This window comes from Candidatus Nitrospira bockiana (assembly GCF_965152565.1).
Map to the genome: position 1 here is coordinate 3,632,529 of NZ_OZ224215.1, position 13,840 is coordinate 3,646,368.

At 62.8% G+C, this 13,840-nt stretch carries 16 protein-coding genes; all 16 read right to left on the reverse strand.

Annotated elements, in window-relative coordinates:
• Positions 1–56: 56 nt before the first annotated feature.
• Entirely contained in the window at positions 57–995 is a 939-nt protein-coding gene (fabD, locus tag ACWHYV_RS17765) for an ACP S-malonyltransferase (protein ID WP_447977822.1), read from the reverse strand.
• A gap of 136 nt (positions 996–1,131) precedes the next feature.
• On the reverse strand, positions 1,132–1,947 hold the full coding sequence (locus ACWHYV_RS17770) for an enoyl-ACP reductase FabI (protein ID WP_447977823.1): 816 nt from the start codon (positions 1,945–1,947) through the stop codon (positions 1,132–1,134).
• A gap of 91 nt (positions 1,948–2,038) precedes the next feature.
• The gene (locus ACWHYV_RS17775) at positions 2,039–3,013 is read right to left on the reverse strand and encodes a beta-ketoacyl-ACP synthase III (RefSeq protein ID WP_447977824.1); all 975 of its coding nucleotides are present in this window, start codon (positions 3,011–3,013) and stop codon (positions 2,039–2,041) included.
• Positions 3,010–4,038: a phosphate acyltransferase PlsX gene (gene plsX, locus ACWHYV_RS17780; RefSeq protein WP_447977825.1), complete on the reverse strand. Its 1,029-nt coding sequence runs from the start codon at positions 4,036–4,038 to the stop codon at positions 3,010–3,012. The genes ACWHYV_RS17775 and plsX overlap by 4 nt, the downstream gene beginning before the upstream one ends.
• 36 nt (positions 4,039–4,074) lie before the next feature.
• Positions 4,075–4,260 (reverse strand): 50S ribosomal protein L32, encoded by a 186-nt coding sequence (gene rpmF / locus ACWHYV_RS17785; protein ID WP_447977826.1) that lies wholly within the window; start codon positions 4,258–4,260, stop codon positions 4,075–4,077.
• A 35-nt stretch (positions 4,261–4,295) separates the two neighbouring features.
• Positions 4,296–4,880: a YceD family protein gene (locus ACWHYV_RS17790; protein ID WP_447977827.1), complete on the reverse strand. Its 585-nt coding sequence runs from the start codon at positions 4,878–4,880 to the stop codon at positions 4,296–4,298.
• 56 nt (positions 4,881–4,936) lie between these two features.
• Complete coding sequence (gene rpsR / locus ACWHYV_RS17795) at positions 4,937–5,179, reverse strand: 30S ribosomal protein S18 (protein WP_447977828.1); 243 nt, start codon at positions 5,177–5,179, stop codon at positions 4,937–4,939.
• A gap of 36 nt (positions 5,180–5,215) precedes the next feature.
• Positions 5,216–5,608: a single-stranded DNA-binding protein gene (locus ACWHYV_RS17800; RefSeq protein ID WP_447977829.1), complete on the reverse strand. Its 393-nt coding sequence runs from the start codon at positions 5,606–5,608 to the stop codon at positions 5,216–5,218.
• On the reverse strand, positions 5,592–5,924 hold the full coding sequence (gene rpsF / locus ACWHYV_RS17805; protein WP_447977830.1) for a 30S ribosomal protein S6: 333 nt from the start codon (positions 5,922–5,924) through the stop codon (positions 5,592–5,594). The genes ACWHYV_RS17800 and rpsF overlap by 17 nt, the downstream gene beginning before the upstream one ends.
• Before the next feature lie 203 nt (positions 5,925–6,127).
• Positions 6,128–7,219 carry a redox-regulated ATPase YchF gene (ychF, locus tag ACWHYV_RS17810; RefSeq protein ID WP_447977831.1) on the reverse strand — a complete coding sequence of 364 codons (1,092 nt, stop codon included), beginning with the start codon at positions 7,217–7,219 and terminating at the stop codon, positions 6,128–6,130.
• Positions 7,220–7,801 carry an aminoacyl-tRNA hydrolase gene (gene pth, locus ACWHYV_RS17815; RefSeq protein ID WP_447977832.1) on the reverse strand — a complete coding sequence of 194 codons (582 nt, stop codon included), beginning with the start codon at positions 7,799–7,801 and terminating at the stop codon, positions 7,220–7,222.
• Positions 7,802–7,803: 2 nt separating this feature from the next.
• Entirely contained in the window at positions 7,804–8,547 is a 744-nt protein-coding gene (locus ACWHYV_RS17820; RefSeq protein ID WP_447977833.1) for a 50S ribosomal protein L25, read from the reverse strand.
• Between the two features lie 87 nt (positions 8,548–8,634).
• Positions 8,635–9,576 carry a ribose-phosphate diphosphokinase gene (locus tag ACWHYV_RS17825; RefSeq protein WP_447977834.1) on the reverse strand — a complete coding sequence of 314 codons (942 nt, stop codon included), beginning with the start codon at positions 9,574–9,576 and terminating at the stop codon, positions 8,635–8,637.
• 114 nt (positions 9,577–9,690) lie between these two features.
• Positions 9,691–10,614, reverse strand: coding sequence for a 4-(cytidine 5'-diphospho)-2-C-methyl-D-erythritol kinase (gene ispE / locus ACWHYV_RS17830; protein WP_447977835.1), 924 nt, complete (start codon positions 10,612–10,614; stop codon positions 9,691–9,693).
• Between the two features lie 25 nt (positions 10,615–10,639).
• A complete protein-coding gene (locus tag ACWHYV_RS17835; protein WP_447977836.1) occupies positions 10,640–12,034 on the reverse strand; it encodes a sigma-54-dependent transcriptional regulator in 1,395 nt (464 codons plus the stop codon).
• Positions 12,019–13,734, reverse strand: a complete 1,716-nt coding sequence (locus tag ACWHYV_RS17840) for a two-component system sensor histidine kinase NtrB (RefSeq protein ID WP_447977837.1) — start codon at positions 13,732–13,734, stop codon at positions 12,019–12,021. The genes ACWHYV_RS17835 and ACWHYV_RS17840 overlap by 16 nt, the downstream gene beginning before the upstream one ends.
• Positions 13,735–13,840 lie beyond the last annotated feature (106 nt).

Consider the following 13,840-nt stretch of genomic DNA (forward strand, 5'->3'; position numbering starts at 1 on the left):
GGTCTTTTCCGTACCGGCAGCGCCGGCGGCTTCTGGCTGGAGCTGCTCCCGGCCCGTTAGGTCTCGAGGCTCTTAATCGTTGTCTCCAATGAAGCGGGATCCTGGACGTTGAGCGTGCGCGCGTCCGGAGCGATGCGCTTGATCAGTCCCGTCAGCACGGTCCCCGGTCCCACCTCGATAAAGGTTCGGATCCCCATGCCGCTCATGGTCAAAATCGACTCTTCCCACCGCACGGGAGACGGAAGTTGCCGAATCAGTGACGCTTTGACGTCGAAGGCTCGGGTGAGCGGGGTCGCATCGGCATTGTTGACGACCGGCACCGAGAGATCCGACCACTCGCACGCCTCGACATCCTGCGCCAATCGATCGGCGGCCACCTGCATCAGCGGAGTATGGACTGGAACGCTGACCGGCAACGGTACGGCCTTTCGACATCCCTTGGCCTTGGCGATTTCGATTGCGCGCTCGACCGCCGCCTTCTCCCCCGCGATGACGATCTGTCCGGGACAATTGAAGTTGGCCGCCGCCACGATCCCCACCGCTGATGCCGCCCGGCACGCTTCTCTGGCTTGCTCTGCGGAAAGCCCCAGCAATGCGGCCACGGACCCGCTGCCGGGTGGGACCGCTTCGGCCATGTACCGGCCTCGTTTCTGCACGAGCGACACGGCTGCGCGGAACGACAGCCCCTTTGCCGCCACCAACGCTGAATACTCCCCGAGGCTGTGCCCGGCAACGGCGCGCGGGCGAACACCCGCCGGGTCGAGGGCACGGAGCGCAGCAACACTGACAGTGAGCAGAGCGGGCTGGGTATATTCCGTCAGATTCAGACGTTCAGCCGGACCGGCGAAGCAGAGGCTGGCGACGTCGTAACCGAGAACCGCCGACGCCTCTTCATACACCTTCCTGACTTCGGGCACGGCGTCGTAAAAGGCCCGCCCCATCCCGACCGATTGGGAGCCTTGGCCGGGAAAGACCAATCCTATGTCCGACGTCATACCGCGCTAGATATGAGGGAAACAGCGTTTAATGTCAACGGGAAAAAGCTTCGGCATCACACTCACTCCGCGCCGCGAACGCTCCATTGCACTGCGGCGGCAAACAGCCGGTTCGTCGACATCCCGACGGCGCGAGTCAATCGACGACGAACTCGCCGCCGTCCACACACAAGACGTTGCCGGTGACCCACTGCGCTTTCGGGTGGCTCAACAGCCCGATCGCTTCCGCCACATCCTTGGGCGTCGTCAAGCGACCCGACGGGTTCTTCCGCTGAGCCAACTGGATCATCTCTTCCGAGCCCGGAATCTTGCGGAGCGCGGGCGTGTCGGTCACCCCGGCCATGATCGCGTTGGCCGTAATCCCGAGCGGCGCCAATTCGAGCGTGAGCTGTCGGACGTTGGATTCCAGCGCCGCCTTGGCGGCGGACACCGCTCCATAGGACGGCCAGACCCGCGCCCCTCCGGCGCTCGTCATCGCGAAAATGCGTCCGCCCCGTCCCATCAACTGCCGCGCCACCAGATCTTGCACCCAGTACACGAGACTGTTCGCCATGACGTCCAAGGTCATGTCCATATGGGCCTTGGTAATCGCGTCGGCAGGGGACTTGGCAATGAACGGTTTGAGCGTCCCGAACGCCAATGAATGGAGCAGCACGCGGACCATCGGCTTGGGATTGGCCTGGCGCAGGTGCGTTTCGATGTCGTTCAGGATCTCTTGCCGTTTCTCCGGATCGGCGGCGTTGGCGTTGAAGAACACCGCATCCCGCCCCTTGCTGCGGATCTCCCCGACGATCCGCTCGACGTTCGGGAGGGTCGCCTTGCGGTCGAGGTGCACGCCGAAGATGTCCATACCGAGCGAGGCCAATTCCAACGCGGTGGCCTCCCCGAACCCGCTCGAGGCGCCGAGGATCAGCGCCCAGTCGCCCGCCAGTGTCTTGAGCTCACTCGTCATAGCTCCCCCTACATGATCGCGCCGCGGTTCTCGGCACGGCGCCTCGTCATCCAGCCAAAGGACGCCTCAGGCACGGACCGCGCGGCACTCGTCACCAACGGACCAGGGCCGACGCCCAGGTCAACCCACCGCCGAACGCACCCATCATCACCAGGTTGCCGTCCTTGACGCGCCCAGTTCTGACCGCCTCGTCCAGAGCCAGCGGGATCGAGGCCGCCGAGGTGTTGCCGTACCGGTCGATGTTCATGAAGACCTTCTCAAGAGGAAGGCCGAGTCGTTCGGCGACGGCCCGAATGATCCGGACGTTCGCTTGGTGTGGAACGTACAGGTCCACCTCTTCGATGGAGACGCCGTTGGCGGTCAGGGTTTCGCGCGCGATGTCCTCGAGAGATTTGATCGCGACCTTGTACGTTTCGTTTCCTTTCATCTTCAGGTACTGCGCCCCCTCCGACAGCATTTTCTCGGACGGCGGCGTCCTGGAACCGCCCCCGGGTACGCAGATGAGATCGGCCAAACACCCGTCGGAGCGCAAGTGAGTGGACAGGACGCCGCGATCGGTATCCGATGGCGCGAGGACGACTGCCCCGGCGCCGTCGCCGAACAAGATGCAGGTGGCGCGATCGGACCAATCGGTGATGGCGGACATGACTTCAGCGCCTATGACGAGGGCGTGGCGGGTGCCGGTCCGCACGTAGGCATCGGCGATCGACAGGGCATAGACGAACCCGCAGCAGGCCGCCGACACGTCGCAGGCGGCGGCTTTGACGGCCCCCAGCTCGGCTTGGATCACACAGGCCGTCGCCGGCAGTGGTTGATCGCCGGTACACGTAGCGACGAGGATCAAATCCAGGTCGGCGGGGGCGATGCCGGCGGCTTTGAGCGCCTGTTCGGCGGCTCGCCTGCCGAGATCCGAGCATGGTTGACCGGGCGCCGCGATGCGCCGCTCCCGGATGCCGGTCCGCTCCATGATCCACGCGTCCGAAGTGGCGACCAGCCGCTCCAGATCGGCGTTTGTCAAGACCTTGTCGGGCACATAGGCCCCGGTACCGATGATTCGGCTTCTCATTCGGCGGATGGCACCTGGCTGCCGCGCTGCCGGGCCAGGCTCTCTTCGATGTCGCGCTGGATGGCTTCCTTGACCCGCCCTTCGGCCAATCCCTTGGCCCGGGCAATCGCGTTCTTGATCGCCTTGGCCGAGGAGCGGCCGTGACAGATCATGCAGATCCCGTTGACGCCCAAGAGCGGAGCGCCGCCGAATTCCGCGTAGTCGATGCGGCGGCGCAACCTGCTCAGCGGCCCCGCCAGGAACACGTACGCCAGCCGTCCCAGACGGGAGCCGGCGATCTCTTTCATCAAGAGCTTCTTGATGGTGTCGGCCACGCCTTCCGAAATCTTCAACGCCACGTTGCCGATAAAGCCATCGCAGACAATCACATCGGCCGCACCGCTGTAGACGTCCCGTCCCTCCACGTTGCCGACGAAATTGATAGGGCTGACCTTGAGCAGAGAGAAGGCCTGCTTGGTCACTTCGTTGCCCTTGCTGTCTTCCTCTCCGATGCTCAACAACCCGACGCGGGGGTTGGCCTTGCCGAAGAGGTGCTTCCCGTATTCGTTTCCCATCAGCGCGAATTGGAGCAAGTGCTCGGCTTGGCAATCGACATTGGCCCCGACGTCCAACATGATGGCCGTCCCCGTCACCGTTGGAAGCGTGGCGGCAATGGCCGGACGCTCGACGCCCTTCATGACCCCGAGCAGAAAAAAGGCCGCGACCATGCTGGCGCCCGTATTGCCGGCGCTGACCACGGCGTGGACCTCTCGGGCCTTCACCAATTCAGTGGCCACCCAAATCGACGAGTCCCGCTTCTTTCTGGCGATTTGGGCCGGCGACTCGTGCATCCCGACGACCTGCGGGGCGTGGCGGATATCGATGCCGTGCGTCGATCGGCCGGTTTTCTTGAGAAGGTCTCGAAGCTGGGGCTCGTCGCCGACCAGGACGACTTCGACGCCGAGCTCGGCAACGGCTTGGCAGGCTCCTTCGATATTCGGGGCGGGGCCGTGGTCCCCTCCCATGGCATCGACGGCAATTTTCATCGGAGGTAGAGACGCCCGGGGCTGGAACGAAAGCGATCAGGCTTCTTCGACCGCGATCACGTCCATGCCCTTGTAGGTGCCGCAATTCAGGCAGGTATAGTGTGGCAACTTGGGCTCGTGGCATTGTGGGCAGGTCGAGAAACTGGGCGGCGTGATCCGCATCTTCTGGGTCCGCCGCTTGTCGCGCCGGGCGCGTGAATGCTTGTGTTTCGGATTTGGCATGGCTTCCTCGCGTGCTCGCCGCCGTGCGGCGTGGTTCAATGAGAGCGTTGGGATCCCTTCCAGCGTTCCTGCAAGATTGAAAACGGACTGTTCTGACGCGCTTCGCTGCACCCGCATTCCCCTTCATTGCGATCCCGCCCGCAGACGGGGCACAGGCCCCGACACCCCTGCTGGCAAAGCGGCTGCATCGGCATGGCAAGGATGATGTGTTCGCGAAGCATCTCGGCGAGATCGAGCCGATCACCGCTCAGGGTGTACAACTCCTCGTCCTGCTCGGGCATTTCTTCCGTCCCCGGGAACGCCCGCTCCGGACCGGGTTTTCTCCCGAGGCGCCCCTTGACCGGCAACTCGGGCAGCAGATACTGGGCGGTGAAGGGCACATCGAAGTCTCGATCGTACTCCTTCAGGCACCGCACGCACTCCTCGATGAATGTGCCCGCGATGCGCCCTTGTACGTGGACATGCCGGCCGGACGGTTGGAGTGACCCGTTCAGCGCCACGGGGCCCCGAACACGTGCGTCCTCGGGAGTCAGATCCAGATCCTCGGGCGGGACCGCGGCTTCGAGAGTCAGACCTTCTTCCGGAATTTCGTTGAGCTGAAAGCTTGTTGTTGAGGACATCGTCTTCGTCGCCACTGTGCCGCCGAACGCCTCTTCCCAACCTCCGGACATTCGAATTACCGTTCTTCTGCAAAGGCAAGTAAGGCAATCGTCCGTGCCCGCTTGATCGCCGTCGTGAGTTCCCGTTGGTGGGGCATACAATTCCCGGAGATCCGGCGCGGCACGATCCGGCCCCGTTCCGTCAGGAAGTTCTTGAGCAATCCCACGTCCTTGAAGTCAATCGGCGTCTTGTCATAGCAGAACCGGCACACCCGCCTCCGCTGAAACAGCCGGCCGCCCCCTCCACCTGCACGATCCACGTTATCCCTCCCTCATTCGAACCATCATACCAAATCCTAGATCGGCTCTTCGTATTCGTAATGCGGTTCCTCGGCTGCGACGGGATCCCCCCCGCCATCCTGGCGCTTGGGCAGGAAGGTGACCGTCTGCGCCACCACCTCATGCTTGCTGCGCTTTTGGCCGTCCTCGGTTTCCCAGCGACGTTGCTGCAGTCGACCGTCCACGATCACCCCGTTACCCTTGCTCAAGTATTGACCGCAATGCTCGGCCTGCTTCCCAAAGACGACGACATCGATGTAGCAAACTTCTTCTTTCAGATCGTCCGCTTGCCGGAATCGGCGATTGACGGCGAGACCGAAACTGGTCACGGGCGTCCCGTTGGGCGTGTATCGGACCTCGGGATTCTTCGTCAAGTTGCCGATGAGAATGACCTTATTGAACCCGGTCATGGCCCGACCCTTCTGCGGACGGCATGGGGGCCGACGGCTTGAGCCGCACGGTCAGGAACTTGATGACCGAATCCTCGAGCCGATAGGAGCGCTCCAACTCCGCAATGACATCCCCTTTGGCTTCGAAGTTCAGGTACACGAAGGTGCCTTTCCGCTCGCGCTTCACTTCGTAGGCCAGCTTTTTTCTTCCCCAGTTCTCCACCTTGACGACCGAGCCGGACCTTTCCACGATCCCTTTCATTTTCTCGATGAGCTTCGCGGTGTCGTCGTCGGAAAGCGACGGGCGGACGATGAAGATCGACTCGTAGGGCTGCATGCAGGACCTCCTCGTGGACTAAGGCCCCAGAACAGGTCTGGAGCGAGGCATACGGGTCACGGACCGTACCATAGGCCCCTCGCGACTGTCAAACGAGAGCGACACCGGGCCGTCCCGGCACCAGCGGACGCGATGAGGCACGGCCACACCAGCCGGCGACCTCAAAGCCCACAGGGCCGCGCCCGTAGACCTTGTCGGTTCCGTTACACATTGAATCGAAAGTAAACGACGTCGCCGTCCTTGACGACGTACTCCTTGCCCTCCAAGCGATACAGTCCCTTCTCCCGGATTGCGGCGACGGTTCCGTACGTCATCAGATCGCTGTACGTGTAGACCTCGGCCCGGATGAACCCGCGCTCCATGTCGGAATGGATCTTGCCCGCCGCCGCGGGCGCCTTCGTCCCTTGCCGGACGGGCCATGCACGCGCTTCCTCCTCCCCGGCGGTGAAGAAGGTGATCAGGCCGAGCAGCTCATAGGCGGCCTTCGTAAGACGGACGAGCCCCGATTCCTGCATCCCGAGCTCATCGAGATACGCCTGGCGCTCCTCCGGCGGCAATGCAGAGAGCTCGGCTTCGAACTGCCCGCAGATGACGACGATCCGGGCCCCCTTCTTGTCCGCCAACTGCCGGACCGGCTCTACAAGCGGATCGTCCGGCCGCATACCTTCGGAAATATTTGCGACGAACAAAACCGGCTTGGCGCACAGCAGTTGAAGCTCTTGCAACAGCGCCTGCTCATCGGGGCTGAACGGCTGGCCTCTGAGCCATTCCCCTTTGTCCAGCAGCACGGCGAGCTTCTGCACGAAAGCCAGCTCTTTGCCGGCGGCCGCTTCACCGGCCCGCACCCGCTTGTCCAGTCGCTGCTTCCGCCGCTCGAGCGTTTCAAGATCGGCGAGCATGAGCTCGGTTTCGATGGTCTCGATGTCCTTGACCGGATCGACGCCGCCCCCGACATGGACGACGTCCGGATCTTGGAAGCACCGCACGACATGCAAGAGGGCATCAACCTCACGGATCTGGGCGAGGAATTGATTGCCGAGGCCTTCGCCCTGGCTGGCGCCCTCCACGAGCCCGGCTATGTCCCGCACCTCGAGCGTGCTGGGCGTCACTTTCTTCGAATGAAAGACCGCGGCCAACGTAGCCAGCCTGGGGTCGGGGACGGGAGCGATCCCGACATTGGTCTCGACCGTCGAAAACGGATAATTGGCAGCGACCGCTCCCGCCCCGACGAGGGCGTTGAAGACCGTCGTCTTTCCAACGTTGGGAAGCCCGATCATGCCGCAGCACAAGCCCATTTACGACCCCGCATCCTGACGTACCCGGACGTTAAAGCGATTCATGGCTGTCTCGATACCTTCCTGGACCGCACACGCCAATGCATCCACGGCCTGCTCGAGCGCCGCTTCGATCACCGACACTTCTTCGGCGCGGAACGGGGCCAGCACGTAGTCAGCGGTATCCTCGCCGGGAGCCGGCCGGCCGACCCCCACACGCAAACGGAAAAACTCGCCGGTGCCCAGCGCCTCGCACACCGAGCGGATGCCGTTATGGCCTCCGGATCCACCCGTGCGCTTGAACCGAAGACGGCCCACGGGCAGGTCGACATCGTCGTGGACCACGATGAGATCGCGGGGAGAGAGACCCAATTCCTCGAGGAGTCGGGAGACGACAGGACCGTTGAGGTTCATCCATGCGAGCGGGTGAGCCAGCACGACCGGTACAGATCCGAGGCTGCCGTCGCCCCGCCGCACGGCTCGCAGCACGCGCATCGGAATGCCCCACCGAGCCGCCGCATGTTCGACCGCCATCACCCCGATGTTGTGTCGGGTCGCGGCATAGGCCTCGCCGGGATTGCCGAGGCCGACAATCAGACGCAAGGCTACTTCTTCTTCTCCTCCTTCGCTTCCTTCTTTTCAGGTTTGGCCGCCGCGGCTTCTTTTTTCTCGGCCTTGGCTTCCCCGGCCGGCGCGGCCGCCGCGCCTTCCTCTTCCGCCTTGCCTTTGGCGATCACTTCGGGTTCCTTGCCCTCCTCGACGGCAGCGCCGCTGGTGAGGAGCGCTTCCAGCTTCGCCTCGGACATCGGGGCCGCCACGCTCACGACCATCTGGTCGCCTTCGTCCAGGAACCGCAAGCCCTCGCGCGGCGCAAGCTCACGTACGTGAACTCCGTGGCCGATCCCCAATTGCGACGCGTCCACCTCGATTTGGTCCGGCAGGGCCGACGGCAAACATTCGATGTGCAATTCGCGCAGATTGTGATGCAACACTCCTCCCTCTTTGACACCGACCGGGACGCCGCCGACCAGCGCAACGGGTACTTTGACGCGGATGGGTTTGGTCATCGAGACCTCGAACAGATCCGCATGAAGCAGGTCGCCCGTGACCGGATCGACTTGATATTCCCGGAGCAGCGCCGTACGCACCGCGTTGCGCGCCGTCCCGGTGATCGTCAACGACACCAAGGCGGTCCCGGCATGGGATCGAAGGATCTTGCGGATCGCATCGGGGTCCAAGGTGAGGAGGAGGCATTCTTCTTGGCCATACAGGACGCCCGGGATCTTTCCCTTTCGCCGTAACTGCCGGGCCGCCCCCTTGCCGGCCTGCTCTCTCACTTCCGCTGTCATCTCAAACTTCATAACATTCCCCTCTCGACGCTAGAGCCTCAGTTGATCCACTTTGTTTCAGGTCCGGGCGGTGAGCCGCCGGGCGACTCAGGCAAAGAGCGAACTGACGGATTCTTCCTCATGGATCCGGGTAATGGCTTCCCCGAGAAGCGGGGCGACCGACAGGACGCGTAATTTCGGGCACCGCTGCTCCTTCCCGTTCAGCGGAATCGTATTCGTCACGACCACTTCATCCAGGCAAGACGACTGCAGGCGATCCAGGGCGGGCCCGCTCAAAACCGGGTGGGTGCATCCCGCCCAGACCCGCCGTGCGCCCTTGTTGGCGCACGCCTGCGCCCCCTGCACGATGGTCCCGGCGGTATCGATCATGTCATCGAGAAGCAGGGCGCTTTTGCCCTCCACATCGCCGATGATGTTCATGATCTGTGCCTGGTTCGGTCCCTCGCGCCGCTTGTCGATGATGGCCAAGCTCGCCTGCAGCCGCTTGGCAAACGCTCGCGCCCGCTCCACGCCGCCGGCATCGGGGGACACGACCACCAAGTCCTCGGTGCCCACCTTGCTGATGTAATCGAGCAGCACCGGCGTCGCATAAAGGTGATCGACGGGGATATTGAAGAACCCTTGGATCTGCCCCGCATGCAGATCCATGGTGAGGACCCGATCCGCGCCGGCGGTCGTGATCAGATCAGCCACCAGTTTTGCGGAGATCGGCACGCGGGGCTGATCCTTTCGGTCCTGCCGGGCATACCCGAAATACGGGAGCACGGCGGTAATGCGATACGCGGACGACCGTTTCAGCGCGTCGATCATGATCAGCAGTTCCATGATCGAATCGTTCACCGGCGGGCAGCAGGATTGAACGACGAACACGTCCGCGCCCCGGACGTTTTCCTCGATCTTGATGCGCGCCTCGCCGTCGCTGAACGACGAGACCGTCGCCTGCCCCAGATTGATCCCGAGGTAGGCGCAGATTTCCTTCGCCAACGCGGGGTTTGCGTTGCCTGAAAACAGCCGAAGTGCCTTTTCCATGGGATCCCTCCGACAACACGCCTGATTGCCGGACTCCTGAGACCGAATGCGGATCTTGGAGGTCGGACGCCCTGCACGAAAGCAGGATACGGTATCGAAAACGAAAGGAGGTTGTCAACCGACTTGGAGGGGTCCGGACGGGACGACACCGCGACAGGCAAGTGCTGTCGTGCCGGCTGGACCGGCCGCGGCCCACCAGCCATACGCCCGATGAATCCGCTCCCTGGCATCGACCGCATCCGCCTCTGCACCAAAGATCCCGAAGACGCTCGCCCCGCTCCCGGACAGGAGCGCGGCCTGCGCGCCATGACCGAGAAGGACCTGCTTCATGCGCTCAAGGACACGGTGTGTCGGCGAGAGCGCCTGCTCGAAATCATTCTCCATGAGAGGAATCACTTCGTCCCAAGAGGTCTCCGCTTTGTTCATGAGGCTCATGACGCCCTTGGCGATCGGGGGCACGAAACTCCGGCTGCTCGCGAGGCGGTCGTACGCCCAGCGGGTCTCGATGGGAAAGCCCGGGTTCAAGAGGACGATCCAGCGGGTCCCGGTGATCCGCATGGAGCGCACTTCCTCCCCGCGGCCACGTACCTGTGCGGTCGGGGCAAAGAAGAAAAACGGCACGTCGCTCCCCAGGACCTGCCCGATTTCGGCCATCTCCGCGGCGGACCATTTCAGGTCCAGGAGTCGATTCAGTGCGAAAATCGTCGCCGCGGCATCGCTGCTGCCTCCACCGAGACCGGCGGAGACCGGAATGCGCTTGACGACACGGATATGCAGCCCGGTTCGGAGTTGGGCCCGCTCGAGGACGAGTCCCGCGGCCCGTACGATCAGATTGCGCCCGTCCGTCGGAAGACCCGGGACATCGCACTCGAGTACGACGCCCGTACGTTCCGGGTGGAGTTCGATGTACAACTCATCCTCCACTCCGACCGTCTGCAGGAGCGACCACAGATTGTGATAGCCGTCGGCGCGGCGATCGAGGACCCTCAGGATGAGGTTGACTTTGGCGGGAGCGTCGATGCGCAGGGCTTTGACCATGGTTCTCGTGTCCGAATCAGGTCCATCAGTCGTCCGTTCCCCCTTTGATCTCGTACTTCTCCAGGCGATAGCGGAAGGAACGGGTGTTGAGTTGGAGGAGGCGGGCCGCTTTCTTCTTGACCCACCGGCTTCGCTCCAGGGCTTTGAGGAGGAGGTCTTTTTCAATGGTATTGATCAACTTCTCCAAATCGAGCCCCTCGGGGGGGAGTTCCGTCGGGTAGCCTTGCACGGTGGATGCTGCGGGTGAGGCGGGGCGATGCAACCACCCCTGGATGTCGGCCTCATCGATCGTGGGCGTCGTCGAGAATGCCACCACCCGTTCGATGAGGTTCTCCAACTCTCGCACGTTGCCTTTCCACTCGTGCGCGACCAAGACTCGCATGGCTTCGGGGGACAAGGTGGGCACCGGCTTACCGTTGGCTTTCGCAAACTGGTCGAGAAAGTGTTTCGCGAGGAGCGGGATGTCTCCCGGGCGCATGCGGAGGGGCGGCAGCGTAATCGGAATGACGTCGAGACGGTAGTAGAGATCTTCGCGGAAACTGCCGTCCGCCACGGCGCGCGCGAGGTCGCGGTTCGTGGCGGCGATGACGCGGACATCCACCTTCACGTCCCGCGTGCCTCCCACCCGTCGGAACTCCCGCTCCTGCAGCACACGGAGCAGCTTGACCTGCATCGTCGGCGTCATCTCACCGATCTCGTCGAGAAAGATGCTCCCACCGTCCGCCACTTCGAACAACCCCGCCTTGTTCGCGATCGCCCCCGTGAAGGCTCCTTTCATGTGTCCGAACAGCTCGCTTTCGAGCAGAGGCTCCGGCAGAGCGCTACAGTTCACCGTGACGAATGGAAAGCGACTGCGCGCGCTGTTGTAATGGATCGCGCGGGCGACCAACTCCTTGCCGGTTCCGCTTTCGCCGCAGATCAACACGTTGCTCTTGCTGTCCGCGACCTTTTGAATGACTTCCAACACCTTCTGCATGGGTTCGCTCTGCCCGATGATGCTGGAGAGCGAGGACTGGCTCGCGATTTCCCGTTTGAGCAGCGTGTTTTCGGTCGAGAGTCGCCGCTTCTCCAAGGCGTTCCGGACGATCAATTGCACCTCGTCCACTTGGAACGGCTTGCTCAAGTAGTCATAGGCGCCCAGCTTCATCGCCTCGACCGCCGAATCGGTCGACGCAAATGCCGTGATCAACAAGACGACGGTGTCGGGCGACACTTCTTTCACGCTCTTGAGTACTTCCAACCCGCCGATCTTCGGCATCTTCAAGTCGGTAATGACGAGATCGAAAATCTCCTTGCCGACCTGAACGATGGCCTCGCTGCCGTCCGAGGCCACGGTCACGTCATAGCCCGCCCGCTTGAGCATGATGCTCAAGACGTCCCGCATACTGCGCTCATCGTCGACGATCAGGATCTTTTCCACGGTTCCCTGCCCTCATGCCATAAGCGCAAGCCGGAATCCGCCGACACCGGCAAGCAGACGATGAATTGAGACCCCTTGCCTTCTTGGCTCTCAACCCGAATCCAGCCGCCGTGGAGATCGACGATGCGATGCACCGCGGCAAGCCCCAACCCCGATCCCCGTTTCTTGGTGGTGAAGAAGGGAAGAAAGATCTTGTCGAGGCGCTCTTTCTTGATTCCTTCCCCCGTATCCTGAAATGAAATTTCGATCACCTCGCCGCTGCGTCCCGCGGAGCCGACCCGCCGGCGGCGGGTCGAAATGGTCAGTTGCCCCCCGGCCGGCATGGCCTCGAACGCATTGGTCGCCAGGTTCCAGAACACCTGCTTGATCTGATCAGGATCGATCTGCGCCGTCATCGAACCGGGTCCGGGATACGTGACGATGACGATGTTCATATGAGATTGAGCCTCGTGACGGATGAGGTCCAGCGTGTCGGCGAGGACGCCGTTGACGTCGCATTCTTTTAAGTTCAACGCCGGCGGACGGGCATACAGCAGGAACTCGGTGATAATCGAGTCCAACCGGGCCGTCTCGCGGATCGCGATGTCCATCAAATGGCGGTTGGCTTCGTCCAGGCTGAGATCCTTTTGGAGCATCTGCATCGAGCCCGCCAAGGCCGCCAGCGGATTTCGAATCTCATGGGCCATACCGGCCGACATCTCGCCCAGCGTCGCGAGCCATTCCCGCCGCCGCATCTGCTCTTCGAGGTCGCGGATTTGAGTCAGGTCCTGAAAGACCCCGACCAGCCCCGTTCGGATGCCGTTCTCGGTCAGCGGCGCGAGGGTCATTCCAATGATCATGCGCGTGTTGTCGGCTCGGCGCCCTTCGCCTTCGAAGCGAAACGGCGCGACGACCGTGGACGTATCGGCATCGAAGAGGTTCGCCTGCTCCCAATTGAACACTTCCCACCACGGCTTGCCCAGTACGGTCTCGGCCGAGTACTGCGTGATATCCCGCGCCGCCCGATTGAAGGACGTGATTCGACCCGTCTCATCGGTCGTAAACAGACCGCTGCTCAGGCTCTCGACGACGTTCTCATGGAAGGCTTGGAGTCGGCTGAGCCCCTGCTCCTTCTCGACGAGCGACTGGCCGGCCCGCTTCAACTGATCGGCCAGCGCGCCGCTCAGGAGGCCGACCACGATGACGGCCAGACTGTGGACGCCGAAGGTATAGATGGTCGCGGGCGGCGACAGCCGCGTGGCCGGCACCATATCATATCCGCCCGACAATTGGAGGTTCGTGACGACTCCGAAGAGAATCACCGAGACCCCGGCCGCCATGAGACCGCCCTGGCGCCTGAGAATCAGGTTGGCCAGCGTGACCGTGATGATGTAGAAGACCGAAAAGGGGCTTTCGATGCCTCCCGTCTTCGCGACCAAGTACGTTTCGAGCAGCAGATCGACGACGACCTGCAGATAGGCGAACTGAGGAAGGAGCGCCGGGCGGAGCAGGTAGCGCAGCGCCAGGGCGTACGCGACCGTGAGGGCGTACGTGATCGCGATGAGCGGAAAGAAGGTCAGCACCGGCTGGCTCTTTCCGATCTGGAACATCGTGGAGAGCCCGAGCAGCAGCGTCACGACGACGACGCGGAAGCCCATCAGCCAGTAGAGGCGGATGCGAAGGTCCTCCATCGCCTGACCGTTGGGCGTCACGTCCGTCATCAGGCCCTCCGGTCTCCGTTGGAATCGAGGCGAAGGCCCCAGAAACGACAAAGAGGCTTGAAACAAGCCTCTTTGGGGAAGCAAGACGCGCGGACGGTATGTGGGC

Coding starts and splice junctions, on each gene's coding strand:
- fabD (WP_447977822.1), bottom strand. CDS start 995: ATGACGTCGGACATAGGATTGGTCTTTCCCGGCCAAGGCTCCCAATCG.
- ACWHYV_RS17770 (WP_447977823.1), bottom strand. CDS start 1,947: ATGACGAGTGAGCTCAAGACACTGGCGGGCGACTGGGCGCTGATCCTC.
- ACWHYV_RS17775 (WP_447977824.1), bottom strand. CDS start 3,013: ATGAGAAGCCGAATCATCGGTACCGGGGCCTATGTGCCCGACAAGGTC.
- plsX (WP_447977825.1), bottom strand. CDS start 4,038: ATGAAAATTGCCGTCGATGCCATGGGAGGGGACCACGGCCCCGCCCCG.
- rpmF (WP_447977826.1), bottom strand. CDS start 4,260: ATGCCAAATCCGAAACACAAGCATTCACGCGCCCGGCGCGACAAGCGG.
- ACWHYV_RS17790 (WP_447977827.1), bottom strand. CDS start 4,880: ATGTCCTCAACAACAAGCTTTCAGCTCAACGAAATTCCGGAAGAAGGT.
- ACWHYV_RS17800 (WP_447977829.1), bottom strand. CDS start 5,608: ATGACCGGGTTCAATAAGGTCATTCTCATCGGCAACTTGACGAAGAAT.
- rpsF (WP_447977830.1), bottom strand. CDS start 5,924: ATGCAGCCCTACGAGTCGATCTTCATCGTCCGCCCGTCGCTTTCCGAC.
- ychF (WP_447977831.1), bottom strand. CDS start 7,219: ATGGGCTTGTGCTGCGGCATGATCGGGCTTCCCAACGTTGGAAAGACG.
- ACWHYV_RS17820 (WP_447977833.1), bottom strand. CDS start 8,547: ATGACAGCGGAAGTGAGAGAGCAGGCCGGCAAGGGGGCGGCCCGGCAG.
- ACWHYV_RS17825 (WP_447977834.1), bottom strand. CDS start 9,576: ATGGAAAAGGCACTTCGGCTGTTTTCAGGCAACGCAAACCCCGCGTTG.
- ispE (WP_447977835.1), bottom strand. CDS start 10,614: ATGGTCAAAGCCCTGCGCATCGACGCTCCCGCCAAAGTCAACCTCATC.
- ACWHYV_RS17840 (WP_447977837.1), bottom strand. CDS start 13,734: ATGACGGACGTGACGCCCAACGGTCAGGCGATGGAGGACCTTCGCATC.